23 protein-coding genes are annotated in these 25,790 nt (G+C 66.1%); 14 read left to right on the top strand and 9 right to left on the bottom strand.

Annotated features, from left to right (window positions below; all coding sequences use genetic code 11):
- Positions 1-132 precede the first annotated feature (132 nt).
- Together aceF and lpdA are read left to right on the top strand one after the other, a co-directional pair.
- Positions 133-1,851 (top strand): dihydrolipoyllysine-residue acetyltransferase, encoded by a 1,719-nt coding sequence (aceF, locus tag ACVOKU_RS14585; RefSeq protein ID WP_481560270.1) that lies wholly within the window; start codon positions 133-135, stop codon positions 1,849-1,851.
- A 107-nt stretch (positions 1,852-1,958) separates the two neighbouring features.
- The gene (gene lpdA / locus ACVOKU_RS14580; protein ID WP_481560269.1) at positions 1,959-3,767 is read left to right on the top strand and encodes a dihydrolipoyl dehydrogenase; all 1,809 of its coding nucleotides are present in this window, start codon (positions 1,959-1,961) and stop codon (positions 3,765-3,767) included.
- Positions 3,768-4,866: 1,099 nt separating this feature from the next.
- On the opposite strand, the gene ACVOKU_RS14575 is transcribed toward lpdA, so the two are convergent.
- Positions 4,867-5,685, bottom strand: coding sequence for a hypothetical protein (locus tag ACVOKU_RS14575; RefSeq protein ID WP_053518741.1), 819 nt, complete (start codon positions 5,683-5,685; stop codon positions 4,867-4,869).
- A gap of 460 nt (positions 5,686-6,145) precedes the next feature.
- On the opposite strand from ACVOKU_RS14575, the gene ACVOKU_RS14570 reads away from it, so the two are divergent.
- The 9 genes from ACVOKU_RS14570 to ACVOKU_RS14530 all read left to right on the top strand — a co-directional run bounded on the left by ACVOKU_RS14570 (position 6,146) and on the right by ACVOKU_RS14530 (position 13,346).
- Positions 6,146-6,511, top strand: coding sequence for a hypothetical protein (locus ACVOKU_RS14570; RefSeq protein WP_180876808.1), 366 nt, complete (start codon positions 6,146-6,148; stop codon positions 6,509-6,511).
- 30 nt (positions 6,512-6,541) lie between these two features.
- Positions 6,542-7,342 carry a F0F1 ATP synthase subunit A gene (gene atpB, locus ACVOKU_RS14565; RefSeq protein ID WP_481560268.1) on the top strand — a complete coding sequence of 267 codons (801 nt, stop codon included), beginning with the start codon at positions 6,542-6,544 and terminating at the stop codon, positions 7,340-7,342.
- A gap of 73 nt (positions 7,343-7,415) precedes the next feature.
- Positions 7,416-7,721 carry a F0F1 ATP synthase subunit C gene (atpE, locus tag ACVOKU_RS14560; protein WP_005411133.1) on the top strand — a complete coding sequence of 102 codons (306 nt, stop codon included), beginning with the start codon at positions 7,416-7,418 and terminating at the stop codon, positions 7,719-7,721.
- A 106-nt stretch (positions 7,722-7,827) separates the two neighbouring features.
- Positions 7,828-8,298, top strand: coding sequence for a F0F1 ATP synthase subunit B (locus ACVOKU_RS14555; protein ID WP_053518738.1), 471 nt, complete (start codon positions 7,828-7,830; stop codon positions 8,296-8,298).
- A gap of 2 nt (positions 8,299-8,300) precedes the next feature.
- Entirely contained in the window at positions 8,301-8,828 is a 528-nt protein-coding gene (locus ACVOKU_RS14550) for a F0F1 ATP synthase subunit delta (RefSeq protein WP_053518737.1), read from the top strand.
- Positions 8,829-8,872: 44 nt separating this feature from the next.
- A complete protein-coding gene (gene atpA, locus ACVOKU_RS14545) occupies positions 8,873-10,420 on the top strand; it encodes a F0F1 ATP synthase subunit alpha (protein WP_053518735.1) in 1,548 nt (515 codons plus the stop codon).
- Between the two features lie 81 nt (positions 10,421-10,501).
- Entirely contained in the window at positions 10,502-11,365 is an 864-nt protein-coding gene (atpG, locus tag ACVOKU_RS14540; protein ID WP_128989005.1) for a F0F1 ATP synthase subunit gamma, read from the top strand.
- A 38-nt stretch (positions 11,366-11,403) separates the two neighbouring features.
- Positions 11,404-12,810: a F0F1 ATP synthase subunit beta gene (gene atpD, locus ACVOKU_RS14535; RefSeq protein ID WP_049429233.1), complete on the top strand. Its 1,407-nt coding sequence runs from the start codon at positions 11,404-11,406 to the stop codon at positions 12,808-12,810.
- A gap of 113 nt (positions 12,811-12,923) precedes the next feature.
- The gene (locus tag ACVOKU_RS14530) at positions 12,924-13,346 is read left to right on the top strand and encodes a F0F1 ATP synthase subunit epsilon (RefSeq protein WP_005419509.1); all 423 of its coding nucleotides are present in this window, start codon (positions 12,924-12,926) and stop codon (positions 13,344-13,346) included.
- A 67-nt stretch (positions 13,347-13,413) separates the two neighbouring features.
- On the opposite strand, the gene ACVOKU_RS14525 is transcribed toward ACVOKU_RS14530, so the two are convergent.
- Positions 13,414-13,797, bottom strand: coding sequence for a GtrA family protein (locus tag ACVOKU_RS14525; protein ID WP_053518733.1), 384 nt, complete (start codon positions 13,795-13,797; stop codon positions 13,414-13,416).
- A gap of 80 nt (positions 13,798-13,877) precedes the next feature.
- Between ACVOKU_RS14525 and glmU the strand changes: the two genes are divergently transcribed.
- The gene (gene glmU, locus ACVOKU_RS14520) at positions 13,878-15,245 is read left to right on the top strand and encodes a bifunctional UDP-N-acetylglucosamine diphosphorylase/glucosamine-1-phosphate N-acetyltransferase GlmU (protein ID WP_065175197.1); all 1,368 of its coding nucleotides are present in this window, start codon (positions 13,878-13,880) and stop codon (positions 15,243-15,245) included.
- Positions 15,214-15,765 carry a GNAT family N-acetyltransferase gene (locus tag ACVOKU_RS14515; protein ID WP_481560267.1) on the top strand — a complete coding sequence of 184 codons (552 nt, stop codon included), beginning with the start codon at positions 15,214-15,216 and terminating at the stop codon, positions 15,763-15,765. The genes glmU and ACVOKU_RS14515 overlap by 32 nt, the downstream gene beginning before the upstream one ends.
- Before the next feature lie 97 nt (positions 15,766-15,862).
- On the opposite strand, the gene ACVOKU_RS14510 is transcribed toward ACVOKU_RS14515, so the two are convergent.
- The 7 genes from ACVOKU_RS14510 to ACVOKU_RS14480 all read right to left on the bottom strand — a co-directional run bounded on the left by ACVOKU_RS14510 (position 15,863) and on the right by ACVOKU_RS14480 (position 23,627).
- Complete coding sequence (locus tag ACVOKU_RS14510; RefSeq protein WP_481560266.1) at positions 15,863-17,215, bottom strand: sensor histidine kinase; 1,353 nt, start codon at positions 17,213-17,215, stop codon at positions 15,863-15,865.
- Positions 17,212-18,558 (bottom strand): sigma-54-dependent transcriptional regulator, encoded by a 1,347-nt coding sequence (locus ACVOKU_RS14505; RefSeq protein WP_481560265.1) that lies wholly within the window; start codon positions 18,556-18,558, stop codon positions 17,212-17,214. The genes ACVOKU_RS14510 and ACVOKU_RS14505 overlap by 4 nt, the downstream gene beginning before the upstream one ends.
- 107 nt (positions 18,559-18,665) lie before the next feature.
- Positions 18,666-19,046: a PDZ domain-containing protein gene (locus ACVOKU_RS14500; protein WP_481560264.1), complete on the bottom strand. Its 381-nt coding sequence runs from the start codon at positions 19,044-19,046 to the stop codon at positions 18,666-18,668.
- Position 19,047: 1 nt separating this feature from the next.
- A complete protein-coding gene (locus tag ACVOKU_RS14495; RefSeq protein ID WP_053518725.1) occupies positions 19,048-20,271 on the bottom strand; it encodes an ABC transporter permease in 1,224 nt (407 codons plus the stop codon).
- Positions 20,272-20,287: 16 nt separating this feature from the next.
- The gene (locus tag ACVOKU_RS14490; RefSeq protein ID WP_053518747.1) at positions 20,288-21,592 is read right to left on the bottom strand and encodes an ABC transporter permease; all 1,305 of its coding nucleotides are present in this window, start codon (positions 21,590-21,592) and stop codon (positions 20,288-20,290) included.
- A gap of 10 nt (positions 21,593-21,602) precedes the next feature.
- Positions 21,603-22,325, bottom strand: a complete 723-nt coding sequence (locus ACVOKU_RS14485; RefSeq protein WP_128988996.1) for an ABC transporter ATP-binding protein — start codon at positions 22,323-22,325, stop codon at positions 21,603-21,605.
- A 24-nt stretch (positions 22,326-22,349) separates the two neighbouring features.
- Positions 22,350-23,627: an efflux RND transporter periplasmic adaptor subunit gene (locus ACVOKU_RS14480; protein WP_053518722.1), complete on the bottom strand. Its 1,278-nt coding sequence runs from the start codon at positions 23,625-23,627 to the stop codon at positions 22,350-22,352.
- A gap of 203 nt (positions 23,628-23,830) precedes the next feature.
- Between ACVOKU_RS14480 and glmS the strand changes: the two genes are divergently transcribed.
- Positions 23,831-25,669 (top strand): glutamine--fructose-6-phosphate transaminase (isomerizing), encoded by a 1,839-nt coding sequence (gene glmS, locus ACVOKU_RS14475; protein ID WP_481560263.1) that lies wholly within the window; start codon positions 23,831-23,833, stop codon positions 25,667-25,669.
- The last annotated feature ends 121 nt before the right edge of the window (positions 25,670-25,790 follow it).

Raw genomic sequence — 25,790 nt, 5'->3', positions numbered from 1 at the left:
AGGTGCCTGCGCCCCATGGGCAACAGCGTGTCCCGGCTGCGTGCGTACTGAAAACACCTGTAACGGTTGGCGCTGGCCCCCGCTGGCCGCACAATAGACGTTTCCCTACACCAGATTGCCGGAGTTATCCCCATGGCCGAAATCAAGGAAGCACTTGTCCCCGATATCGGTGACTACAGCGATATCCCGGTAATCGAGGTGCTTGTCGCCGTTGGCGATACGGTCAGGAAGGACCAGGGCCTGGTGACGCTGGAAAGCGACAAGGCGACCATGGAAGTGCCGTCTTCGGTGGCCGGTGTGGTCAAGGAGATCAAGGTCAAGGTGGGTGACACCCTGTCCGAGGGCAAGGTCGTGGCGCTGATCGAAGTGGCGGCAGACGAGGCCGCAGCGCCGGCCGCTGCGGCCCCGGCCCCGGCCAAGGCCGCTGCCCCGGCGGCTGCCACCCAGAGCGCCCCGGCCCCGGCGGCTGTCGCGCCGGCCGCCCCGGCTGCCGGTGGCGGTGGCGGTGCGGTTGAAGCCCGGGTGCCGGACATCGGCGATTACACCGACATCCCGGTCATCGAAGTGCTGGTCGCCGTGGGCGACACCGTCAAGAAGGATCAGGGCCTGGTCACGCTGGAAAGCGACAAGGCGACCATGGAAGTGCCGTCCTCGGTGGCCGGTGTGGTCAAGGAACTGAAGGTCAAGGTGGGGGACACCCTGTCGCAGGGCAATGTGGTGGCCATCATCGAAGCCGAGGGTGCTGCTGCGCCGGCGCCGACCCGCGAAGCGGCTGCGGCGGCCCCGGCCGCTGCCGAGACCGCCACCAAGGTCGAGCCGGTCGCTGTGCCCGCCCAGCCGGACAAGCTGGCGGCTCGTGAGATCGCGTCGGCCGGCGCTCCGTCCAGCCCGCCCGTGCAGTTCAACGCCGATGGCGTGCTGCCGGCCAAGGTGCCGTATGCCACCCCGGCGGTGCGCGTGTTCGCCCGCGAGCTGGGCGTGGACCTGCTGCAGATCAGCGGTACCGAGAAGGGCGGGCGCATCACCAAGGGTGACGTGCAGAAATTCGTCAAGGCCGCGCTCAGTGGTGGCGTTCCGGCCGCGGGCGGCGCCGCTGCCGCCGCGGGCGGTGGGCTGAACCTGCTGCCGTGGCCGAAGGTCGATTTCAGCAAGTTCGGCGAGACCGAAGTGCAGCCGCTGTCGCGCATCAAGAAGATCTCCGGCGCGAACCTGGCCCGCAACTGGGCGATGATTCCGCACGTCACCCAGTTCGACCAGGCCGACATCACCGATCTGGAAGCACTGCGCGTGGCACTGAACAAGGAGAACGAGAAGGCCGGCATCAAGCTGACCATGCTCGCCTTCCTGATCAAGGCCAGCGCCGCCGCGCTGAAGAAGTTCCCGGAGTTCAACGCCTCGCTGGACGCCAGCGGCGAGAACCTGACCCTGAAGAAGTACTTCAACATCGGGTTCGCCGCCGATACGCCGAACGGCCTGGTCGTGCCGGTGATCCGCGACGTCGACAAGAAGGGCGTGGTGCAGATCGCGCAGGAAACCGGCGAGCTGGCCAAGAAGGCGCGCGACGGCAAGCTGGGCCCGGCCGACATGAGTGGCGGCTGCTTCTCGATCAGCTCGCTGGGCGGGATCGGTGGCACCGCGTTCACCCCGATCGTCAATGCGCCGGAAGTGGCCATCCTGGGCGTGTCCAAGTCCTCCATCCAGCCGGTCTGGAATGGCAAGGAATTCGCACCGAAGCTGCTGCTGCCGCTGTCGCTGAGCTACGACCACCGCGTCATCGATGGCGCCCTGGCCGCACGCTTCACCACGTACCTGTCGCAGGTACTGGCCGACATGCGTCGCGTGCTGCTGTAAGGCACCCGCTTCGCCCCCACCGTGTGGCCGTCGCCCCTGGCGCGGCCGCCTGACGAAACGCAGTGACAGCCCGCCGGCCACCCCGGCCGGGCATGAGGAAAACCACCATGGCCACGATTGAAGTCAAGGTTCCCGACATCGGCGATTACAGCGATGTGCCGGTGATCGAAGTGTTGGTCGCCGTCGGCGATACGGTGAAGAAGGACCAGGGCCTGGTGACCCTGGAATCGGACAAGGCCACGCTGGAAGTGCCGTCCTCGGCCGCCGGTGTGGTCAAGGAACTGAAGGTCAAGCTCGGCGATACGCTGTCCGAGGGGGCCGTGGTGGTCCTGCTGGACACCGAAGGAGCCGCCGAGGCCCCGGCCAAGGCAGCCGCACCTGCGCCGGCGGCCGCCGCCCCGGCCAGCAAGCCGCCGGTGACCCCGTCGCATCGTGCCCCGGCCGAACCGGCCGCACCGAAGCCGGCACTGGCCAGCGGCAAGCCGGCCGACATCGAATGCGAGATGGTCGTGCTGGGCTCCGGCCCGGGCGGCTACACCGCCGCGTTCCGCGCAGCCGATGTCGGCCTGGATACGGTACTGGTCGAGCGCTACGCCAGCCTCGGCGGCGTGTGCCTCAACGTCGGCTGCATTCCGTCCAAGGCACTGCTGCATGCGGCGGCGGTCATCGATGAAGTCGCCCATGCCGGCGATTTCGGCGTGGAGTTCGGCAAGCCGACGATTACGCTGGACAAGCTGCGCCAGTACAAGGAAAAGGTCGTCAACCAGCTGACCAAGGGTCTGGCTGGCATGGCCAAGCAGCGCAAGGTGCGCAACGTGCAGGGTGTCGGCCGGTTCCTGTCGGCCAACGAGCTGGAGATCACCGCCGCTGACGGCAGCACGCAGCTGCTGCGCTTCCAGAAGTGCATCATCGCCGCCGGTTCGCAGGCGGTGAAGCTGCCGAACTTCCCGTGGAACGACAAGCGTGTGATGGATTCCACCGACGCGCTGGAGCTGGCCGAAGTGCCGGGTTCGCTGCTGGTTGTCGGTGGCGGCATCATCGGCCTGGAAATGGCGACCGTGTACGGTGCGCTGGGCAGCAAGGTCACCGTGGTCGAATTCATGGACCAGCTGATGCCGGGCGCCGACAAGGACCTGGTCAAGCCGCTGGCCGACCGCCTGAAGAAGCAGGGCATCGACGTTCACCTGAAGACCAAGGCGTCGGGCGTCACCGCCGATGCCAAGGGCATCACCGTGACCTTCGAGGCGGCCGAGGAAGGGCAGTCGCCGGCGCTGGCGCAGGGAACCTTCGACCGCGTGCTGGTCGCCGTGGGCCGTTCGCCGAATGGCAAGAAGATCGATGCCGAGAAGGCTGGGGTGCAGGTTACCGAGCGCGGCTTCATCCCGGTTGACCGGCAGATGCGTACCAACGTGCCGCACATCTTCGCCATCGGTGACATCGTCGGCAACCCGATGCTGGCCCACAAGGCCACGCACGAGGGCAAGCTGGCGGCTGAAGTGGCGGCCGGCCACAAGAAGGAGTGGGTGGCCCGCGTGATCCCGTCGGTGGCCTACACCAATCCGGAGATCGCCTGGGTGGGCGTGACCGAGACCGAAGCCAAGGCCAAGGGCCTGAAGGTCGGCGTGGCCAAGTTCCCGTGGGCGGCCAGTGGCCGCGCGATCGGCATCGGTCGCACCGAGGGCTTCACCAAGCTGATCTTCGACGAAGAGACCCACCGCATCATCGGTGGCGCGATCGTCGGTGTGCATGCCGGTGACCTGCTGGCCGAGATCGGTCTGGCCATCGAGATGGGCGCGGAAGCCGAAGACATCGGCCACACCATCCATGCCCATCCGACGCTGAGTGAATCGGTGGCGATGGCTTCGGAAATCTACGACGGCACGATCACCGATCTGTACATGCCGAAGAAGAAGTAAGGCGCTTGCGCCGGGCCATGCCCGGTGAAACGGAAAGCCCGGCGAAAGCCGGGTTTTTTGTTGGTGGCTTCTGTGGCTTCGGTGACTGTGGTCGCGAGCTTCCGGGCCGCTGCGCGGGTGGCAGGCATTTGGACACATGTCCCCCGTCGCCCGCCTGCGGCGGTCGCCTCCTCCTCTACTGTGTCCAAACGCCTGCCACCCACGCAGCGGCTCGGCGTGCGGACGGTCCAGCCGCAGAGCCACTTCAGCAGACGCGTGGAGGCCTGACACGCGGAGGGAGAGGGGGCTGCGTGCGAAGTAAAGGAGGAGGTGACGGCCGCAGGCCGGCGCCGGGGGACATTCGCATGCAGCCTCCTCTCCCTCCAGCGCGCCGACCATGATCCCGCGATTGCGGCCTGTGTGATCGCGAGCGTCCGGGCCTCTGCGCGAGCGGCAGGCGCTTGGACAAATGTCCCCCGCCGTCCGCCTGCGGCGGTCGCCTCCACCTTACTTTGTCCAAGCGCCAGCCGCTCACGCAGCGGCTCGGCTTGCGGACGGCCGAGCCACAGCGCCACTTCATCAGGCGCACGAAGGCCTGACACGCGGAGGGGGAGGGGGCTGCGTGCGAAGTAAAGGAGGAGATGACGGCCGCAGGCCGGCGCCGGGCGACATTCGCATGCAGCCTCCTCTCCCTCCAGCGCGCCGACCATGATCTCGCGATTGCGGCCTGTGTAATCGCGAGCGTCCGGGCCGCTGCACAGGCGGCAGGCCTTTCGACACATGTCCTCCGTCGTCCGCCTGCGGCGGTCGCCTCCCCCTTTAATGTGTCGAAAGGCCTGCCACCCGTGCAGCGGCTCGGCTTTCGGAGGGTTCAGCCGCAAGAGGCACTTCGACAGGCGCGTGGAGGCCTGACACGCGGAGGGAGAGGGGGCTGCGTGCGAAGTAAAGGAGGAGGTGACGGCCGCAGGCCGGCGCCGGGGGACATTCGCACGCAGCCCCCTCTCCCTCCAGCGCTCGACCATGCCGCTTTTACCCCGGCAGGACAAAGCAGCACAAAAAAACGCGGCCCCCGATGTTCCGGAGGCCGCGCCAGGAGAGAGTGCGATGGAAGGGGCAGGAATCAGAACACGAAGCTGACGCCGGCCACCGGGCCCTTGAATTCCTGCTTCAGACCGATGGTGCCGTCGCTGCCCTTCTTGTCCGCATCCAGCTTGAACCAGTCGTAGCCGGCGAACAGGCCGAAGTTCTTGGTCAGGCGGTAATCGACGATGGCATTGGCCCGGCTCAGGTCACCCTTGTAGTCGTCGAAGCTGCCCCAGCGGGTGTTGAGGTACTGACCCTGCAGGGTGATCATCCACTTCTCGGACGGGGTGAAGCTCAGGCGCGCACCGACCACCGGCGCCACACCGTCGGTCTTCTCGTCCAGGAACTGGCCTTCATACACGGTGCCCAGGTCCGCATAGCCCTTGGTGCTGACCTTCGCGTACTCCGCACCCAGCTGCAGGCCCAGATCGAAGGTGTCGGTGTCGACAACGGAGTAGTCGTAGACCAGGCTGGCTACCTGGTACTTCAGCTCCGCCTTGACGAAGCTGTCAGCCGGCACGTTGACGCCGCCGAAGGAAATGTCCTGGCCCAGCGTCTCGCGGCGGTCCTTGTCGTACTTGAAGTAGTTGAACAGGAAGCGCTGGCGGTCGCTGAGGCGGAACATGCCGTCTACCCGCGGTTCCCATTCCTTGCCGCCGAGCTTGAAATCTTCCGAGAAACCGACGTCCTGGCCGGCGACAGTGGTGTTGCCGCGCAGCGTGTTGTCCGAATCGATGTTCATCGCACCCAGGCGCAGGGCGAAACGGTCATCGCCTTCGGCGGCATGGGCGGCGCTGGCGAACGATGCGCCGGCGGCGAGCAGGGAGAGGGCGAGCAGGGTGGGGACGGAGCGCATCGAAGAGTCCTTGCAGTGGTTCATCAGAATGAAGCCCACTGTGCAGGACGCGCTCGTCCACCATGCGTGAACGTATGGTCGATGGCGTGTGCACGGTTCAGCGCCGTCACGGTCGTGAAAAAGGATGGCCCCGGAGCCGGGCTTCGGGGCCATCGTGGACCTGCGGGGCGAAGCGTCGACGAGGTTGCTGCAGGCAGGTCGGAAGGTCGGACCGGCCAGGTCGCGGAAAGTTCCCGGGCGTGCGACCAAAGTTCAATACGTTGCACCGCAGCATCATGTGGACGTCATTGTCCCTTGGGCGGCACGCAAAAATGTAACCGTTACCGCAACTTGCGCCCTTCCGGGATGAACAGGCAGCGGTTGTCTCGCAAATTGTCCCATTGCTATAATTTGGCGGCTCGATGAGGCCCCCCTGCTGTAGCCGCCTCAGCCCTCCACTTGCAACCACGCGGGACGTCCTGTGCTGAACTCCGTTGAAGCGGGTCGGCGACTGATGCTGCGCGCCGCGGTCTACCCGCTGGCCGCAGTGGCTGTCCTGGCCCTGGCCTTCCTGCTGGTAGGGCCGAAGTACGCGCTCGGTGCCCTGGCATCCGGCGTGGCGATCTCGGCCGGTGGCTGGGTCGCGGCACGGATGGCGCTGGGCGGGGGTGCCCTGGCTGCGGGGTCGGCAATGGCACGGCTGATCATTGCGATCGTGGCGAAGTGGGTAGTCGTTTTCGGCGTCCTGCTGGTGGGGTTCCTGGTCTTCAAGCTGCCTGCATTGGCGCTGTTGGCCGGTATCGCCGTCGGCTTGATGTTCCAGGTCCTGGCGATGGCCAGGCGTTGACAGAATTCAATTAACTAAGGTTCCGGACACATGGCGGGCGAGGCTCTAACCCCTACCAGCTACATCCAGCATCACCTGCAGAACCTGACCGCACCGGTCGGCAACGGCGACGGGATGTTCTGGCATATCCACGTCGATACCTTCTTCACCGCGGTCCTGATGGGCCTGGTGATCGTGGTTGCCTTCTGGCTGGGCACCCGCAAGGCCACGGCTGGCGTGCCGGGCAAGTGGCAGGCCTTCGTGGAGATCTGCCTGGAGTTCGTCGACCGCCAGGCCAAGGACACCTACCACGGCAAGAGCAAGCTGGTCACGCCGATCGCCATCACGATCTTCTTCTGGATCCTGATGATGAACCTCATCAAGATGATCCCGGCCGACTTCATCGCCAAGCCGCTGGAGCTGGCGGGCATCCATTACTGGAAGCCGGTGCCGACCGCCGACGTCAATGCCACCCTGGGCATGGCCATCAGCGTGTTCTTCCTGATGCTGTTCTTCGCGCTGAAGTCCAAGGGACTGGGCGGCTTCATCAAGGAGTTCCTGACGGCTCCGTTCGGCAAGTGGATGATGCCGTTCAACCTGATCCTCAACATCGTCGAGTGGCTGAGCAAGCCGATCTCCCTGGCGATGCGACTGTTCGGCAACATGTTCGGCGGCGAAATCGTGTTCCTGCTGATCTGGGTGCTGGGTGGTGCCGGTTTCTTCGGCGCCATTGCCGGTGGTGCGTTCGGCCTCGGCTGGATGCTGTTCCACCTGCTGGTGATCCCGCTGCAGGCCTTCATCTTCATGATGCTGTCGATCGTGTACCTGAGCCTGTCGGAAGACGCTCACTGAGTTTCAAGCTTCAACGCGTTTCAACCTTCATCCGTTTCATCACCCTTAGCAACTTAAGTTCCTGGAGATAACCATGTACTTCGCCGTCCTGACCAACTTCGCGCAGATTCAGAGCTCCACCGCCCTCGCCGTCGGCATCATGATCGGCCTGGCCGCGCTGGGCGCCGGTCTGGGTCTGGCCATCATGGCTGGTAAGTTCCTGGAGTCGGCCGCCCGCCAGCCGGAACTGATCCCGGTCCTGCAGGTCCGCATGTTCATCACCGCTGGCCTGATCGACGCCGCGTTCATCATCTCGGTCGCCGTCGGCCTGCTGCTGGCCTTCGCCAACCCGCTGTCGGCCGCCTTCGCCGGTGCCGTCACCAAGGCTCTGGCCGGCTGATACAGCGGTTTGAGACGACCGGGTGCTGATGCACCCGGTTTCGGATGAAGGCCGGATGCGCCGCCCCGGCGGCGCGTCCACCCCGAAACCAGCGATCGAGCTAACCATGAATATCAATTTCACCCTTCTTGCGCAGGCGCTCGCCTTCGCTGGTCTGATCTGGATCATCGCGACCAAGATCTGGCCGCCGCTGATGAACGCGATCGAAGAGCGCCAGCAGAAGATTGCTGAAGGCCTCGCTGCTGCCGACCGCAGCCAGAAAGATCTGGCCCAGGCGCAGGAGAAGGTCAACGAAGCGCTGAAGGAAGCCCGCACCAAGGCCAACGAGATCATCGACCAGGCCCACGCGCGCGCCAACCAGATCGTCGACGCAGCCCGTACCGAAGCGATCACCGAAGCCACCCGTCAGAAGGAACTGGCCCAGGCTGAGATCGACGCCGCCGCCAACCGTGCCCGTGAAGATCTGCGCAAGCAGGTGTCCGCGCTGGCCGTGACCGGTGCCGAAAAGCTGCTCAAGCGCGAAATCGACGCCAACGCCCACAAGGCGCTGCTCGACGAGCTGGCCTCGGAGATCTAAGGATGAGCCAGGCCCTCACGCTTGCCCGCCCGTACGCCCGCGCCGCGTTCGCGACCGCGCGCGACGAAGGCGCGTTCGCGCCGTGGTCGGACGCCCTGGCGTTCTCCGCCCACGTCGCCGCCGACCCGCGCGTGGCGGCCCTGCTCGCCAACCCGGAGCTCGGTCGTGATGACGCTGTCGCCCTGCTGGCGCCGGCGACCCACGGCGAAAGCTTCTCGCGCTTCCTGGCCATCCTGGCCGAATCGCATCGTCTGCCGCTGCTGCCGGAGATCTCCGGCATGTTCGACGCCCTGCGCGCCGAAGCCGAGCACGTGGTCAAGGCCACCGTGACCTCGGCTGCCGAACTGTCGGCCGGCGAGCTGGACGCGATCAAGGTCGCGCTGCGCAAGCGCTTCAACCGCGAGGTCGATGTGACCACTGCGGTCGATGCCTCGCTGATCGGCGGCGCCGTGATCGACGCCGGCGACGTGGTCATCGATGGTTCGCTGAAGGGCAAGCTGGCCCGCCTGCAGACCGCGCTCGCTAACTGAATTCATTTAACGTCCGGCCCCGCTGCCGGCACTAGGACTTGACGATGGCAACCACGCTCAACCCCTCCGAAATCAGCGAACTGATCAAGAACCGCATCGAGAAGGTCAAGCTGGCCGCGGAATCGCGCAACGAAGGCACCGTGACCAGCGTGTCCGACGGCATCGTGCGCATCTTCGGTCTGGCCGACGTGATGCAGGGCGAAATGATCGAACTGCCGAACAACACCTTCGCCCTGGCCCTGAACCTGGAGCGCGACTCGGTCGGCGCCGTGGTCCTGGGTGACTACGAGCACCTGCGCGAAGGCGACGTCGCCAAGACCACCGGCCGCATCCTTGAAGTGCCGGTCGGTCCGGAACTGCTGGGCCGCGTCGTCAACGCGCTCGGCGAGCCGATCGACGGCAAGGGCCCGCTGGGCACCGACGTGACCGCCCCGGTGGAGCGTGTTGCTCCGGGCGTGATCTGGCGCAAGTCGGTCGACCAGCCGGTGCAGACCGGTTACAAGTCGGTCGACTCGATGATCCCGATCGGCCGTGGCCAGCGCGAGCTGATCATCGGTGACCGCCAGACCGGCAAGACCGCCATGGCGATCGACGCGGTGATCAACCAGAAGGGCACCGGCATCAAGTGCGTGTACGTTGCGATCGGCCAGAAGGCATCGACCATCGCCAACATCGTGCGCAAGCTGGAAGAGAACGGCGCCCTGGCCCACACCATCGTCGTGGCCGCCACCGCGTCCGAATCGGCTGCGATGCAGTACATCAGCGCCTACTCGGGCTGCACCATGGGCGAGTACTTCATGGACCGCGGCGAAGACGCGCTGATCGTGTACGACGATCTGTCCAAGCAGGCCGTTGCCTACCGCCAGATCTCGCTGCTGCTGAAGCGCCCGCCGGGCCGTGAAGCCTATCCGGGCGACGTGTTCTACCTGCACTCGCGCCTGCTGGAACGCGCTGCCCGCGTGTCCGAGGAGTACGTCGAGAAGTTCACCGAAGGCAAGGTCACCGGCAAGACCGGTTCGCTGACCGCGCTGCCGATCATCGAAACCCAGGCCGGCGACGTGTCCGCCTTCGTTCCGACCAACGTGATCTCGATCACCGACGGCCAGATCTTCCTGGAAACCGACCTGTTCAACGCCGGCATCCGCCCGGCCGTGAACGCCGGTATCTCGGTGTCGCGCGTCGGTGGTTCGGCGCAGACCAAGATCATCAAGAAGCTGTCGGGCGGCATCCGCATCTCGCTGGCCCAGTACCGTGAGCTGGCTGCGTTCGCGCAGTTCGCTTCGGATCTGGACGAAGCCACCCGCAAGCAGCTGGAACGTGGCCAGCGCGTCACCGAGCTGATGAAGCAGAAGCAGTACGCGCCGATGTCGATCGCCAACCAGGCGCTGTCGATCTACGCCGTCAACGAGGGTTACCTCGACGACGTGCCGGTCAACAAGCTGCTGGCGTTCGAAGAGGGCCTGCACGCCCACTTCGCCAACACCCAGGGCGAGCTGATCAACAAGGTCAACGCCACCGGCGGCTGGGACAACGATATCGAAGGTGCCTTCAAGAAGGGCATCGCCGACTTCAAGACCACCGGCAGCTGGTAACAGCGCATGGGGAACGGGGCTTGGCCCCGTTCCACCGTTGAACAACGCGGGGCATCAGCCCCGCGCCACGGGAAACAAGAGATGGCAAGCGGACGCGAAATCAAAACCAAGATCAAGAGCGTGCAGAACACCCGTAAGGTGACGCGCGCCCTGGAGATGGTCTCGGCCTCCAAGATCCGCAAGGCGCAGGATCGGATGAAGACCTCGCGTCCGTACGCGCAGGCGATGAAGCAGGTGATCGGCCACCTGGCGCAGGCCAGCACCGATTACCAGCATCCGTTCCTGGTCGAGCGCGAGCAGGTCAAGCGGGTCGGTTTCATCGTGATCTCCTCCGATCGCGGCCTGGCCGGCGGCCTGAACAACAACCTGTTCCGCAGGATGCTGGGCGAAGCCAAGGCATGGCAGGACAAGGGCGCGGAAGTGGATCTGGTGACCATCGGCCAGAAGGCATCGACCTTCTTCCGCCGCGTCAAGGTCAACATGGTCGGCAGCGTGACCCACATCGGCGACGTGCCGAAGCTGGAATCGCTGATCGGTGTGATCAAGGTCATGCTCGACGCCTTCACTGAAGGCAAGGTCGACCGCGTGTACCTGGTCTACAACCGCTTCGTGAACACCATGACGCAGAAGGCCAGCTTCGATCAGCTGCTGCCGCTGCCGGCGGCCGAGAAGCAGGTCGCGCACCACGACTGGGATTACCTGTACGAACCCGATGCCGCGACCGTGCTCGAGCACGTGATGACGCGTTACATCGAGTCGCTGGTGTACCAGGCACTGCTGGAAAACGTCGCCTCCGAACATGCCGCACGCATGGTCGCGATGAAGGCGGCGAGCGACAACGCCAACAAGCTGATCGGTACGCTGCAGCTCGTCTACAACAAGGCGCGCCAGGCAGCGATCACCCAGGAAATCTCCGAAATCGTCGGCGGCGCGGCAGCAGTCTGACCGCGTTCGTTCAAAGCACACATTTAGAGGATGCAGCAATGAGTCAGGGCAAGATCGTTCAGATCATCGGCGCGGTCGTCGACGTCGAATTCCCGCGTGAGTCGGTGCCGAAGGTGTACGACGCACTGAAGGTCGACAACACCGAAATCACCCTTGAAGTCCAGCAGCAGCTGGGCGACGGCGTGGTGCGTACCATCGCCCTCGGTTCCACCGATGGCCTGAAGCGCAACCTGGTCGCCACCAACACCGGTCGTGGCATCTCGGTGCCGGTCGGCGCCGGCACCCTGGGCCGCATCATGGACGTGCTGGGCCGTCCGATCGACGAAGCCGGCCCGGTCGCTGCCAGCGACAACTGGGAAATCCACCGTGCGGCGCCGTCGTACGAAGACCAGTCCCCGGCCACCGAGCTGCTGGAAACCGGCATCAAGGTCATCGACCTGATGTGCCCGTTCGCCAAGGGCGGCAAGGTCGGCCTGTTCGGCGGCGCCGGCGTCGGCAAGACCGTCAACATGATGGAACTGATCAACAACATCGCCAAGGCACACAGCGGTCTGTCCGTGTTCGCCGGCGTGGGTGAGCGTACCCGTGAGGGCAACGACTTCTACCACGAAATGAAGGACTCCAACGTCCTCGACAAGGTGGCGATGGTGTACGGCCAGATGAACGAGCCGCCGGGCAACCGCCTGCGCGTCGCGCTGACCGGCCTGACCATGGCCGAGTACTTCCGCGACGAGAAGGACGAGAACGGCAAGGGCAAGGACGTGCTGCTGTTCGTCGACAACATCTACCGCTATACCCTGGCCGGTACCGAAGTGTCGGCACTGCTGGGTCGTATGCCGTCCGCCGTGGGTTACCAGCCGACCCTGGCCGAGGAAATGGGCGTCCTGCAGGAGCGCATCACCTCGACCAAGAACGGTTCGATCACCTCGATCCAGGCCGTCTACGTTCCCGCGGACGACCTGACCGATCCGTCGCCGGCGACCACCTTCGCCCACCTGGACTCGACCGTGACCCTGTCGCGTTCGATCGCCTCGCTGGGTATCTACCCGGCCGTCGATCCGCTGGACTCCACCAGCCGCCAGATGGACCCGCTGGTCATCGGCCACGAGCACTACGACACCGCCCAGCGCGTCCAGCAGACCCTGCAGAAGTACAAGGAACTGAAGGACATCATCGCCATCCTGGGCATGGACGAATTGTCCGAAGAAGACAAGCAGGCCGTGTCGCGCGCCCGCAAGATCGAGCGCTTCTTCAGCCAGCCGTTCCACGTGGCCGAAGTGTTCACCGGTTCGCCGGGCAAGTACGTGCCGCTGAAGGACACCATCCGTGGCTTCAAGGCCATCGTCGATGGCGAGTACGACCACCTGCCGGAGCAGGCGTTCTACATGGTCGGCGGCATCGAAGAAGCGGTCGAGAAGGCCAAGAAGATGGCCGAGAAGGCCTGATCCGGGAGGGGCGGGAGCGATCCTGCCCGACCTGACGCCGGCGCCGGGCAGCCGCCCGGGCCGGTGGACCTCCACGGTGGCATCGCGCCACCGCGAACAGCGAAGAGATTTGCATGAGCACGATCCGTTGCGACATCGTCAGCGCCGAGCAGGAAATCTTCCGTGGCGAAGCGACCCTGGTCGTGGCCACCGGTGAGCTGGGCGAACTGGGCATCGCGCCCAAGCACGCACCGCTGATCACCCGCCTGAAGCCGGGCAAGGTGGTGGTGACCACGCCGAACGGCGAGCAGCTGGATTTCGCCATTTCCGGCGGCATCCTGGAGGTTCAGCCGCAGGTGGTGACCGTGCTGGCCGACACCGCGATCCGCGCGCAGGACATCGACGAAGCCTCGGTCCGCAAGGCCAAGGAAGAAGCCGAGCGCATCCTGGCCAACCGTGGTGAAGCCATGGAAGTGGCCGAAGCCCAGCAGAAGCTGGCCGAAGCCGTGGTCCAGCTGCAGGCGCTGGAGCGCCTGCGCAAGAACCTCAAGCACTGAGGCTCGCCACACCCACAGGAACGCCGGCCTCGTGCCGGCGTTTTTGTTTGTGCGCGGTCAGCGCCGGTCAGCGGTAGACCACGTGGCGCATCAGCAGGAACGACACCGCCGCCAGTCCGCCCTCGACCAGCGGCTTGGCCAGCCACGCGTAGCGCAGGCCCAGGGCCTGGTCGACCAGGCTGACCAGCAGCGTGCTGGCCGCCGTCAGCAGCAGCCACAGCGCGCAGAAGCGCGCAAAGCGCTTCCAGCCCAGCTTGTGCGTGCCCGGCTCGGCGAACGTGTAGCGACCGTTGAGCCAGAAACCCAGCAGCATCCCCGCCAGCCGGCCCGTGACGTTGGCCGGTGCAACCGGCAACCCCAGTGCGGTGGCCGCCACGAAGACCACCCAGTCGACCAGCAGCTGCACGAGCCCGATGACGAGGTAGGTGCTTCCCTGGCGGATGAGGCTCATCGGCATGCTGAAGAAGGAGGGGCATCCATGTTAACGGGCCACGCTCTAGAATCGGTGTCATCGAACCACGGATTCCCCCCATGACCCAACCCCTGCACGTGATCATCCTGGCCGCAGGTGCCGGCAAGCGCATGAAGTCGGTGCTGCCGAAGGTGCTGCAGCCGATCGCCGGGCAGCCGATGCTCGCGCATGTCATCGCTGCCGCCCGCGAGCTGGACCCCGCTGCGATCCACGTGGTGTACGGCCATGGTGGCGAGGCAGTGCGGCGCCACTTCGCCGACCAGACCGACCTGCAATGGGCCGAGCAGGCACAGCAGCTCGGGACCGGCCACGCAGTCGCGCAGGCGATGCCGCAGGTGCCCGACGCCGCGCAGGTGCTGGTGCTTTACGGCGATGTGCCGTTGATCCGCGCGCAGACGCTGCGCGACCTGCTGGCGCAGCCGGGCCGGCTGGCCGTGCTTGTGGCCGATGTCGATGACCCGACCGGCTATGGCCGCGTGCTGCGCGACGCCGAGGGCCGGGTCGGCGCCATCGTCGAACAGAAGGACGCCAGCGATGACCAGCTGCGCGTCCGCACGATCAATACCGGCATCATCACCGCCGAATCGACCGCGCTGCGCCGGTGGCTCTCGCAGCTGTCCAACAGCAACGCGCAGGGCGAGTACTACCTGACCGACGTGTTCGCCTTTGCAGCCCGTGAATTCACCCCGGCCGAGATGGCACTGGTGGCCGATGTGCAGGAAGCAGAAGGGGCGAACGATCCCTGGCAGCTGGCGCAGCTCGAGCGCGCGTGGCAGCGCCGCGCAGTACGTGCGCTGTGCGCGCAGGGCGCGCGCGTGCTGGACCCGTCACGGCTGGATATCCGCGGCAGCGTGACGGTCGGCAGCGATGTGCTCATCGATGTCGATGTCATTCTCGAGGGCAAGGTGGTGCTGGGAGATGGCGTGACCATCGGCCCGTTCAATCGGCTCAAGGACGTGACGCTCGGCCCGGGCACCGAAGTGCGCGCGCACTGCGACCTGGAGGGGGTGGTCACCGAAGGTGCCGCATCGGTCGGTCCGTTCGCCCGGCTGCGTCCGGGCACGGTGCTCGCCGATGGCGTCCACGTAGGCAACTTCGTGGAGACCAAGAAAGTGACCCTCGGCGTGGGCAGCAAGGCCAACCACTTGACCTATCTGGGCGATGCGGTGATCGGCAGCAAGGTGAACATCGGCGCCGGCACCATCACCTGCAACTACGACGGCGTCAACAAGTCGACCACGACCATCGGCGACAATGCCTTCATCGGTTCCAACAGCTCGCTGGTGGCGCCGGTGCTGATCGGCGAGGGCGCCACCATCGCCGCCGGTTCGGTCATCACCCGCACCGCGCCGGACGGCAAGCTGACGCTGGCACGCGCACGGCAGGAAACCATCGATGGCTGGAAGCGGCCGGTCAAGAAATCCTGAGCCACGGGTTCCGCATGCCGACGAGCTCGGCGTGCTGCCGGCGATCGAACAGCGTGCCGGCGAACTGCTGAAGGGCCACGAAGCCTATCCGGTGTTCGCCGGCCACGGCCTGGATCTGCAGGCGCTGCGGGACGGACTCCGGCGTGGCCAGCTGTGGGTGGTGGATGACGCCGATGGCGGCGGCATCGCCGGTTACCTGCTGGCGGGCGGGCTGTGCGGCGAATTCCATGTGCTGCAGATGGATGTGGACCCGGCGCATGCGCGTCGTGGCCATGGTCGTGCATTGCTGCGGCACGCGTTGGCAATGGCCAGGACCCAGGGCTATCGCTCTGCGGTGCTGACGACGCTGGCAGACGTGCCGTGGAATGCGCCGTTCTATGCCGGTGAGGGATTCGTGGAGCTTGCCCAAGGGGAATGGGGCGACGGGCTGCAGGCCGTGATGGCGGAGGAAGCCGCACTGGGGTTTCCGATGCATCTACGGGTGGCGATGCGGCGTGTCCTGTCTTCGATGGATGGCTGAAGGTCGTTCCGGGGTGCCTTCAATGATGTCGGGTAGCGCCGGGCCATGCCCGGCGAGCGGAGCGGCCACTCCTGCTTCCGATCACCCGTGCGTCACCTCACCCCGCCGGCAGCAGGATCGAGACACACAACCCACCCTCACTGCGGTTCTGCAGCGACACCCGTCCACCGTGCGCCTCCACGATCTCCCGGGTCAGCGCCAGTCCCAGCCCGGTGCCGTTGCGCTTGGTCGAATAGAACGGCATCAACGCATTCTGCAGTACCTGCTCGTTCATGCCTTTGCCGCGATCAAGCACATCCAGACGCAGCCACTGGGGCAGGCGGGTCAACTGCACCTGCACGTCATCGTTGGGCGGATCGGCTTCCGCGCAGGCTTCGTGCGCGTTCTTCAGCAGGTTCAGCAGCGCCTGCCCGAACTGCGCGATATCGATGCGGCTGCTCATCTCCTCGTCCGGCTCCTGCTCCATGTCGAACGGAATCTGCTGGCGCAGGCTGGACAGGAACGGGCCCCAGTGCACGGTCTGCAACTGGGGCTGTGGCAGCTTGGCGAAGCGCGCATATCCACGGATGAACCCCTCCAGGTGGCGGGCGCGATCTTCGATGGTGGTGAAGATCTCCGGCAGGCGGTCGAACCGCTCGCGCTTGACCAGCTCTCCTCCGGAATGCGCAAGCGAGGCAATCGGTGCCAGCGAATTGTTCAGCTCGTGGCTGATCACCCGGATCACCTTCTTCCAGGTCTGGACTTCCTGCCGGCGCAGCTCGGCGGTGAGCAGACGCACCAGCAGCAGATCATGGGGCCGTCCATTGAGATGGAACGCGCGCCGCGACAGGTGGTAGACCTGCTCGTCATCCTCGTCGCCGTCCTCGCCTTCGGCCTGCACCGCGAACAGGCTGTCGCCGCCGCGGGCGATGGCGTCGCGCAGTTCCACCGGCACCTGCTCCAGCACCTCCTCCAGGCGCTGGCCCTCCAGCTTCCAGCCACCATGCAGCAGCTTGCGCGCAGCCAGGTTGGAGAACACCACACGGGCGATGCCATCACCGCCTGATGCGATCAGCAGCATCGCCACGGGCGTGTTCTGCACCATCGTGTCCAGCAGCAGTTCGCGTTGCACCAGACCCTGGCGCTGCTCGCGCAGCACGTCGCCCAGCTCGCGATGCGCCCGCACCAGGTCACCCAGTTCGTCGTTGCCTTCCCAGTGAACGCCGAAGTTGTACTCGCCGTCGCGGTAGCTGCTGGTGGTGCCGGACAACGCACGCATCAGCGAGCGGACCGGTGCGGTGGCGCGGCGCAGCGCCCACCACATCAGGGCAAGCAGGATCACCGTGGATACGATGGCCACCGCCCAGCCGTGGTCGAGCCAGTAGGCCAGCAGCCAGGGCAGCGCGGCAGCCAGCGCCAGCACCGGCAGCAGGCGCAGGAACAGGCGGAAGGTGAACGAGCGTCGCTTCATTCGCGCGGAATGCCGTGGCGGTCCATGCGCCGGTACAGTGCCTGGCGGCTGAGACCGAGTTCGGCGGCCGCCTGCGCGATCACCCCATGATTGCGCGCCAGTACCTCCTCGATGCGCGTGCGGTCCGGATCGTTGCCGGCGCTCGGCGCCGGGCGTGGCGCAGCCGGAGCGCGTGGCAGGTTGAGATCGGTCACTTCAATGCGGTTGCCGGTGGCCAGCAGCTCGGCGCGCTGGATCACGTTGCGCAGTTCGCGCACGTTGCCCGGCCACGGGTGCCGTTGCAGCGCGGCCGCGGCGATGCTGGACAACGGCTTGCCGCCCGCCAGGAAGCGTTCGGCCAGCGGCAGGATGTCGCCGGGCCGCTCGGCCAGCGGCGGCAGCACCAGCTCCACGGTGTTGAGGCGGTAGTACAGGTCCTCGCGGAACGTGCCGTCGCGGATCATCGCCGGCAGGTCGGCATTGGTGGCGCTGACTACGCGTACCTTGACCTGGCGTTCGCGGTTGGAGCCCAGGCGCTCGAAGCGACCGGTCTCCAGCACGCGCAGCAGCTTCATCTGCCCGCCCAGCGACAGGTTGCCGATCTCATCCAGGAACAGGGTGCCTCCATCGGCCGCTTCGAACTTGCCTTCGCGCGCCTTGTTGGCACCGGTGTAGGCACCTGCCTCGGCACCGAACAGCTCGGCTTCGATCAGCTCGGACGGCAGCGCACCACAGTTGACCGTGACGAACGGTCCCTTTGCCACCAGCGAATTGGCCTGAATGATCTGCGCGATCTTCTCCTTGCCGGCGCCATTGGGTCCGGTGATCAGTACCGGCAGTTCGGAGCGTGCGACCTGGCAGGCCAGGGCGATCACGCGTTCACTGGCAGGATCGGCGAAGACGGCACCACTGAGGTCGTACTTCTGTTCCAGCGCAGTGCGCTGACGCTGCTCGCGTTCGCGCCGACGGTCCAGTTCGCGACGTGCTTCGGACAGTTCCAGCAGGTTGTTGACCGTGGTCAGCAGCTTGCGGTCGTCCCAGGGCTTGGCCAGGTAATCGGCCGCGCCGGCCTTGACCAGGTCCACCGCGCTGCTCAGATGGGTCCAGGCGGTCAGCAGGATCACCGGCAGGTCGGGGTGGCGTGCGCGGATCTGTGCGAACAGGGCTTCGCCTTCCTCGCCGGAGGTGGTGTCCTCGCTGAAGTTCATGTCCTGGATCACCAGGTCCACCGGCTGCGATTCGAGCAGGGCCAGGCCTTCGGCCGGGCTCTGTGCCTGCAGCGTGTCGATGTCGTGCAGGGAGAACAGCACATCCAGCGCGGTGCCCACGCTGGCGTTGTCGTCGATGATGAGGATCGCGGGCATGGAACGGTTCTGGAAAAGGGATGGGCAGCGCCGGAGAGAGCCGTAGGTTCCAGGGCGCCGGCAGGAGCTGGCGCCACCCATCAAGCATAGCTAAAACCGGTGCCGGATCACCGTCGTGGCGGCGGCGGTGGTGGTGCGGTGGGCGGTGACAGCAGGGGCCGCCAGCCGGCCAGGGACACCGGCACGGTCAGGGTCTTTCCATCGCGCTGCAGCAGCAGCCGTACGCTGGATGCGCCGGTGGCCTGCATCGCGGCTGTCAGCTGGTCGACCTGCTGCACGGCGGTATCGTCCACGCGCAGGATGCGGTCGCCACGGCGCACGCCGAAGCGCGCCTCCGGATGCGCCGCATCGACGCGCACGTGGCCACCCGAGGAAGCCAGCGCCACATGGGCGCCGTCGTCCTGCCAGCTCATGGTCTGCTGGTTGCTGCTGCCGGCAAGGGCCGGCAGCGGCAGCATCAGCATCATCGCCAGGAAAGGTGCGCGCATGTCAGGCCCCCCGCGTGGCGACGGCCGGAGGCACGGCGGCCGCCCGGCGCGCAGGGCCGAACACGGCGATCTGGCCCAGCGCCCACAGCAGCACCGCACCCAGCGGCAGGTACAGCAGCGGCATGCGAGGCAGCTCGTACATGTTCATCAACCACAGATTGATGGCGTAGGCCGCCAGCATGCCCAGCACGATGCCCAGCGAGGCCAGCAGGAAGTTCTCGGTCTGGAAGTAGCGCAGCACCTGGCCGCGGGTGGCGCCGAGCGCACGGCGGATGCCGATCTGCTTGCTGCGCTGCTGCACCCAGAAGCTGGCCAGGCCGACGATGCCCAGCGCCGTCACCACCAGCAGGGCGATGCATACGGTGACCAGCAGCCCGACCATCGCCCGGTCGTTCTTGAAGTAGTCGTTGCGCTGGTCTTCATAGCTGAGCTTCTCGCGCACCAGGCGGTTGGGATCGTTGCGTTCCAGAGCCGCCAGGGCACCCTTCAGCACTTCATCGCGGCGTTCGGGCGTGGTGCGCAGCATGTACGGGCCGCCGCTGGCGAAGTCGGTGCGCACCGGCAGGATCATCGACAGGGTGGTGTTGTTGTTCCAGTCGGTCGGCGGCGCGAGGTGGGCAACCACGCCCACCACGTGCAGCGCCTGCCGACCCATGTAGAAGGTCTTGCCCAGCGGGTTCTGGCCCGGGAACATCTTCTCGGCCACGGCCTGGTTGAGGATCACCGCCGATGCCTTGTCCGGCGTGGTGCTGGCCGACTTGCGTGCGTCCTCGAAGTCGATGTACTCGCCCGGCAGGAAGTCACGGCCGGCCACCAGCTGCAGGCCCAGGGTGGACAACGCGCCTTCGTTGAACATGTACAGCGTCGCCGAGGTCGTCGGCCGTTCCTGGTCGCGCTCGCGCGAGATGCTGGTATTGGACGAGCTGGGGCGGAACGGCAGCTGGTTGACCTTGGTCACGCTGGTCGCACCGGGAACGGCGCGCAGCGCGGCCAGGTCTTCCTGGGTACGCGCCATGGCATTGGTCTGGGTGCCGATGCCGCTGGTACGGACGATCACCAGTTCGTTCTCGGCCAGGCCGCTGGGCTGGGTGATCTTCTCCACGCGCTGGCTGACCAGGAACAACGCGTTGCAGACGATGGCGCAGGTCAGCGCGATTTCCAGCACGATCAGGGCAGCGGCGGTCTTGTGCCGGCGCAGCGTGCTGAGGATGGGGCGGATATCCATGGCAGTGTCCTTGTGCTTACTGCGACTTGAGCTGGATGGCGGGGGTGACCTGCATGGCACGCCAGGCCGGAAGGAATCCGGCGGCCAGGCTGGCGAGCAGGGTCAGGCCGAGTGCGAGCAGCAGCATGCTGCCGTCCAGATGGGCCAGCTGGGCGTACTCCACCGGCTGCCTGCGCACTGCGGCCAGACCGATCAGGGCCAGGCCGATGCCGAGCACACCGCCGACCACGCCGATGGCACCGGCTTCGACCAGGCACTGCAGGAAGATCTGCCCACGGCTGGCACCCAGCGCACGCCGCACGCCGATCTCACCGCTGCGGCGCAGGAACTTGGCCAGCAGCAGACCGACCGTATTGACCAGGCACACGCCCAGGAAGCCCAGCGCCAGCCACATCTGCAGGCGCACGTCGCTGGGCACCGCACCGTTGAAGTCCAGCCACTCCATGACGCTGCGCACGCGCACGTTGGCGGGACGCTCGAAGCGGCCTGCAGCGCGCTGCTGGTCGGAGTAGTTCACCAGATAGCGGCGGTAGTCATCGACCTTGCCCGGCTCCAGCTCGACCCAGTACTGGATCCAGGTGCAGGCCGCACTGAGCGAATGGCTGTCGCCGCCCGGGCCACCGTCGCGGAAGCAGTTCATGTTGCCGTTGTTGCCGAAATCCAGATCCATGGCGGTGGAGAACGGCACCAGCAGGTCCTCGTCCTTGCCGTAGGAACCGGTAGTCAGGTCGAAGAACTGCGGTTCGGGATTCCATTCCTTCATCACGCCGATCACGCGCAGCGACTGGCTGTTCACGCGGATCTCCCGGCCCACGCTGTTGGCGCCCTGGAACAGCTTTTCATTGATGGCCTTGGACAGCACCACCACGCGGCTGTGCGCATCGTCGTCGCTGGCAGACCAGGCGCGGCCGTACTGCATCGGCACATTGAACATCGGGAAGAAGTCCGCCGAGGTCCAGCGCGTATCCACCGAGAACGGCTTGAGGGTGCTGCCCTCCGGCTCGACGATGGCACTGCCACCACTCATCATCGCCTGATGCACGGCGCGCTTCTCGCGCAGCAGGGCTTCGGCGTCGAACCGTGTCATCTGGCCTTCCGGCTCCTCGTCCGTCAGGTAGCCGGAGCGCGGCCGCGGATCGAGCTGCGCGTAGAACAGGCGGTCGCTCTTCTCCGGAATCGGATCGCCGGACAGGACATGGAACACGGTCAGGGTGGTCATCGAGGCACCGATGCCCAGTGCGATGGCCACCACCATCAGCGCGGTGAGTACCTTGTTGCGGCGGAAGCTGCGTACCGCCAGTCGTGCGTAGTAGGCGAACATGGGCATGCCCTCACTCGTTGACGGCGGCGATGCGGCGCGGGGTGGACAGCACCGGCTCGCGCACCAGGTCGGTGACCTGGCCATCGACGATGTGCACGTTGCGCTGCGCACGCGCGGCCAGTTCCGGATCATGGGTGACCATGACGATGGTGGTGCCGGCCGCGTTGATTTCCTCCAGCAGCTCCATCACGCCACGTGCCATCTGCGTGTCCAGGTTGCCGGTCGGTTCGTCGGCCAGCAGCAGGCGCGGGCTGCCGGCGAGGGCACGGGCAATCGCTGCGCGCTGCTGCTGGCCGCCGGACAGTTCGTTCGGGTAGTGCTTCATGCGCGAGCCCAGGCCGACCTGGGTCAGCGCCTTCTCGATGCGCTCACGGCGTTCGCCGGCACTCATCTTGCGGTAGCGGAGCGGCACGTCGACGTTGTCGAACAGGTTCAGGTCCGGAATCAGGTTGAAGCCCTGGAAGATGAAGCCGATCTTCTGGTTGCGCAGGCGGCTGCGCGCATCATCACCGAGCTGACTGACGTCCTCGCCATCAAGCAGGTAGGTGCCGCTGGTGAAGGTTTCCAGCAGGCCGGCGATGTTGAGGAAGGTGGTCTTGCCGGAGCCGGAGGGACCGGTGACGGCGACGAACTCGCCCTCCTTGACCTGCAGTTCCAGCGAGCGCAGTGCATGGGTTTCCACCTGTTCAGTGCGGAAGACCTTGGCGACCGAACGCATTTCGAGCATGTACATGGGGTGTCCTCTCTCCAGGATGTATCAGTTGACGGAGACGCGTTCGGCGTCCTTGAACAGGTCGCTGCCGGAGACGACGATACGGTCGCCCGGCTGCACACCCGACTTGATTTCCACTTCGCCCAGGCTGCTGACGCCCAGTTCCACCGGACGGCGCACCGCTGTGCGGCCATCCATCACGTAGGCCACACCGTTGCCCTGTTCGACGAACGGGCCGCGCTCGACCTTCAGCACGTTCTTGCGGGTATCCAGCAACACCCGGACCGACATGCGCTGGCTCTGGCGCAGGCCTTCGGGCTGCTTGTCGGCGAAGCGCACGCGGGCATTGACCTCGCCGTTCACCACTTCCGGCGACACCGCGCTGATCTCGCCCGGGAACGGCTGGCCGTTGCCGCCGGTGAGCTGTGCGGGCATGCCGATGGCCAGATCACGAGCGAAGCTTTCCGGAACCTTGATCTCGACTTCGAACTTGGACAGGTCCACTACGCCGAGCACCGGCGCGTTGGCTGCCAGGTTGGTGGACTGGGTGGCCTGTACCTGGCCCACCTGGCCATCAAACGGCGCGCGCAGGGTCAGCGCATCGACCTGGCGCTGCACTTCGGCCACCACCGCCTTCTGGCGATCGGCCAGCAGCCGCTTGTTGCGTGCATCCAGGTCGGCGCCCTGGCTCTGCAGGCGGGCATCGGTGGTGGCGTTGGCAAGGCTGATGTCGGCCTTCTTCAGGCTGTCCTGGGCCTTGGCCAGGTCGATCTGCGGCACGGCACCGCCGTCGAAGCCCCGCTGGTAGCGTTGCAGGTCGCGATCGGCAGCCTGGCGCTCGATGGTGGCCTGATCGGTTTCCTTGCGCGACTTGGCGCGGGCCAGCGTTGCGTCCAGGGCGGCGCGGCTGGCCTCGGCTTCCAGGCCAGCCAGGGTGGCCTGTTCCTGGGCCAGCTTGCTGCGCAGTTCCGGGCTGTCGATGATCGCCAGCTCCTGGCCCTTCTTGACCACGTCGCCGGCCACGACCTTCAGGTCCACGGTACCGGCGGAGATCGCATACAGCACCGGGCTGTTGGCAGCGATCACACGGCCGTCGGCAGCGATGTCACGCACCAGGTCGCCACGTTGCACTTCGGCGATGCGCACCCGGCTGCTGTCGAACGAGCGGCTGGCGTTTGCCCAGGCGTACACGGCCCAGCCGATGCCGGCGAGCAGGGCGATGCTGCCCAGTGCCGGCCAACGGTAGCGATGCCAGGCGGCGGCGGTCGGGCGGGCCGGGGTGGAGGAAACGATCTGGTCCTGGGCGGAAGTGTCGCGGATCATCGGGTTCGTGCCTGACGGTGGTGATCCATACCAAGCACGTTGCGTGCCAACTTTATTTCCTTTCCTGTCAATGAGTTGCAATTCGAGTGGCGGTGTCCGGGTGTCCGCGGACACCTGTGCGGACACATTCATTAAGCGGACAGGAGGGGGAAACCGGACACGCACGCTAGAATGCCGCGACCGTCTTCAAGGAAATGCGTGACATGTGTGGAATCGTGGGAGCGATCGCTGATCGCGACGTGGTGCCGGTGCTGATCGAAGGTCTGAAGCGACTGGAGTACCGCGGCTACGATTCTTCAGGCATCGCGGTGATCGACGCGACCGATCAACCTGACGTGCACCGCGTCCGCCGTACCGGCCGGGTCGCCGAGATGGCCGCTGCCGCCGCCGCCGAGGGGTTCAATGCGCAGCTGGGTATCGGCCATACGCGTTGGGCCACCCATGGCGGCGTCACCGAGGCCAACGCGCATCCGCACATCAGCCAGGGCGTGGCCCTGGTCCACAACGGCATCATCGAGAACCATGAAGAACAGCGCGAGCGGCTGCGCGCGCTGGGCTACACCTTCGAGTCGCAGACCGACACCGAAGTGATCGCCCACCTGATCCATCATCATCTGCAGAGCGGTGACGATCTGCTGGTGGCGCTGCAGCGCACCGTGAAGGAACTGACCGGCGCCTATGCGCTGGCCGTGGTCAGCCGCGCCGAGCCGGAACGCTTCGTCTGCGCACGCATGGGCTGCCCGCTGCTGGTCGGCCTGGGCGAGGGCGAGAATTTCGTTGCCTCCGATGTCTCGGCGGTGATCTCGGCCACCCGCAAGGTGATCTTCCTGGAGGAGGGCGACACGGCCGAGGTGCGCCGCGAGGGCGTGCGCATCTTCGATGAGCACGATCAGCCGGTACAGCGCGAGGTGCACCTGTCCGACGTGTCGCTGGCCTCGCTGGAACTCGGCCCTTACCGCCATTTCATGCAGAAGGAAATCCACGAGCAGCCGCGCGCGCTGGGTGACACCATCGAGGCGGCGATCGACGCCGGTGGCTTCCCGGCCGAGCTGTTCGGCAGGAATGCCGAGGCGGTGCTGGCGGGCATCGAAGGCGTGCAGATCCTGGCGTGTGGCACCAGCTACTACGCCGGCCTGACTGCGCGCTACTGGATCGAGTCCATCGCCGGCCTGCCGTGCAGCGTGGAGATCGCCAGCGAATACCGCTACCGCGCGGCGTATGCGAACCCGAAGCACCTGGTGGTGACGATCTCCCAGTCCGGCGAAACGCTGGACACGATGGAGGCGCTGAAGTACGCCAAGTCGCTCGGCCACCGGCATACGCTGTCGATCTGCAACGTGCCGGAAAGCGCGATTCCGCGTGCCAGTGAACTGGTCTGCTATACCCGTGCCGGTGCCGAGATCGGCGTGGCTTCGACCAAGGCGTTCACTACCCAGCTGGCCGCGCTGTTCCAGCTGACCGTGGTGCTGGGCAAGCTGCATGGGCGCGTCGATGCCGCACAGGAAGCCGACTATCTGGAGCAGCTGCGGTTCCTGCCGGGCAGCGTGCAGCACGCGTTGAACCTGGAGCCGCAGATCGCGGCCTGGGCCGAGCGCTTCGCGCGCAAATCCAACGCGCTGTTCCTGGGCCGTGGCCTGCACTATCCGATCGCACTGGAAGGTTCGCTCAAGCTCAAGGAGATCTCCTATATCCACGCCGAGGCGTATCCGGCGGGCGAGCTCAAGCACGGTCCGCTGGCGCTGGTGGACGAGGACATGCCGGTGGTGGTGATCGCCCCCAACGACAGCCTGCTGGAGAAGGTGAAGTCGAACATGCAGGAAGTCCGCGCGCGGGGGGGCGAGCTGTTCGTGTTCGCCGACCAGGACAGCAACTTCTCCGAAAGCGAAGGCGTGCATGTGATCCGTACGCCGCGCCACGCGGGTGTGCTCAGTCCGGTGGTGCATACCATTCCGGTGCAGCTGCTGGCCTACCACACCGCACTGGCGCGTGGCACCGACGTGGACAAGCCGCGCAACCTGGCCAAGAGCGTGACGGTGGAGTAAGGCCTGGCCGATCTGCTGGCAGTACCGACGAGGGCGGCCCGATGGGCCGCCCTTTTTTCATGCCGGCATGGCATTCTCTGCGTCCGAACCCGCGCATCACGGAGGATGCCTGTGCAGGCGG

It is taken from the genome of Stenotrophomonas sp. STEN147 (assembly GCF_056757995.1).
Note: the sequence above shows the minus strand (reverse complement) of the source record. Positions and strands in the feature narration are given on the sequence as shown.

Bases quoted from the DNA above. Each gene is read 5' to 3' on its own strand.
- ACVOKU_RS14495 (WP_053518725.1), bottom strand. From the start codon at position 20,271: ATGGATATCCGCCCCATCCTCAGCACGCTGCGCCGGCACAAGACCGCC.
- ACVOKU_RS14480 (WP_053518722.1), bottom strand. From the start codon at position 23,627: ATGATCCGCGACACTTCCGCCCAGGACCAGATCGTTTCCTCCACCCCG.
- ACVOKU_RS14530 (WP_005419509.1), top strand. From the start codon at position 12,924: ATGAGCACGATCCGTTGCGACATCGTCAGCGCCGAGCAGGAAATCTTC.
- atpD (WP_049429233.1), top strand. From the start codon at position 11,404: ATGAGTCAGGGCAAGATCGTTCAGATCATCGGCGCGGTCGTCGACGTC.
- ACVOKU_RS14575 (WP_053518741.1), bottom strand. From the start codon at position 5,685: ATGCGCTCCGTCCCCACCCTGCTCGCCCTCTCCCTGCTCGCCGCCGGC.
- ACVOKU_RS14515 (WP_481560267.1), top strand. From the start codon at position 15,214: ATGGCTGGAAGCGGCCGGTCAAGAAATCCTGAGCCACGGGTTCCGCAT.
- ACVOKU_RS14500 (WP_481560264.1), bottom strand. From the start codon at position 19,046: ATGCGCGCACCTTTCCTGGCGATGATGCTGATGCTGCCGCTGCCGGCC.
- atpA (WP_053518735.1), top strand. From the start codon at position 8,873: ATGGCAACCACGCTCAACCCCTCCGAAATCAGCGAACTGATCAAGAAC.
- ACVOKU_RS14550 (WP_053518737.1), top strand. From the start codon at position 8,301: ATGAGCCAGGCCCTCACGCTTGCCCGCCCGTACGCCCGCGCCGCGTTC.
- ACVOKU_RS14510 (WP_481560266.1), bottom strand. From the start codon at position 17,215: ATGAAGCGACGCTCGTTCACCTTCCGCCTGTTCCTGCGCCTGCTGCCG.
- ACVOKU_RS14555 (WP_053518738.1), top strand. From the start codon at position 7,828: ATGAATATCAATTTCACCCTTCTTGCGCAGGCGCTCGCCTTCGCTGGT.
- glmS (WP_481560263.1), top strand. From the start codon at position 23,831: ATGTGTGGAATCGTGGGAGCGATCGCTGATCGCGACGTGGTGCCGGTG.
- atpB (WP_481560268.1), top strand. From the start codon at position 6,542: ATGGCGGGCGAGGCTCTAACCCCTACCAGCTACATCCAGCATCACCTG.
- aceF (WP_481560270.1), top strand. From the start codon at position 133: ATGGCCGAAATCAAGGAAGCACTTGTCCCCGATATCGGTGACTACAGC.
- ACVOKU_RS14485 (WP_128988996.1), bottom strand. From the start codon at position 22,325: ATGTACATGCTCGAAATGCGTTCGGTCGCCAAGGTCTTCCGCACTGAA.
- atpE (WP_005411133.1), top strand. From the start codon at position 7,416: ATGTACTTCGCCGTCCTGACCAACTTCGCGCAGATTCAGAGCTCCACC.
- ACVOKU_RS14490 (WP_053518747.1), bottom strand. From the start codon at position 21,592: ATGTTCGCCTACTACGCACGACTGGCGGTACGCAGCTTCCGCCGCAAC.
- ACVOKU_RS14505 (WP_481560265.1), bottom strand. From the start codon at position 18,558: ATGCCCGCGATCCTCATCATCGACGACAACGCCAGCGTGGGCACCGCG.
- atpG (WP_128989005.1), top strand. From the start codon at position 10,502: ATGGCAAGCGGACGCGAAATCAAAACCAAGATCAAGAGCGTGCAGAAC.
- glmU (WP_065175197.1), top strand. From the start codon at position 13,878: ATGACCCAACCCCTGCACGTGATCATCCTGGCCGCAGGTGCCGGCAAG.
- lpdA (WP_481560269.1), top strand. From the start codon at position 1,959: ATGGCCACGATTGAAGTCAAGGTTCCCGACATCGGCGATTACAGCGAT.
- ACVOKU_RS14525 (WP_053518733.1), bottom strand. From the start codon at position 13,797: ATGAGCCTCATCCGCCAGGGAAGCACCTACCTCGTCATCGGGCTCGTG.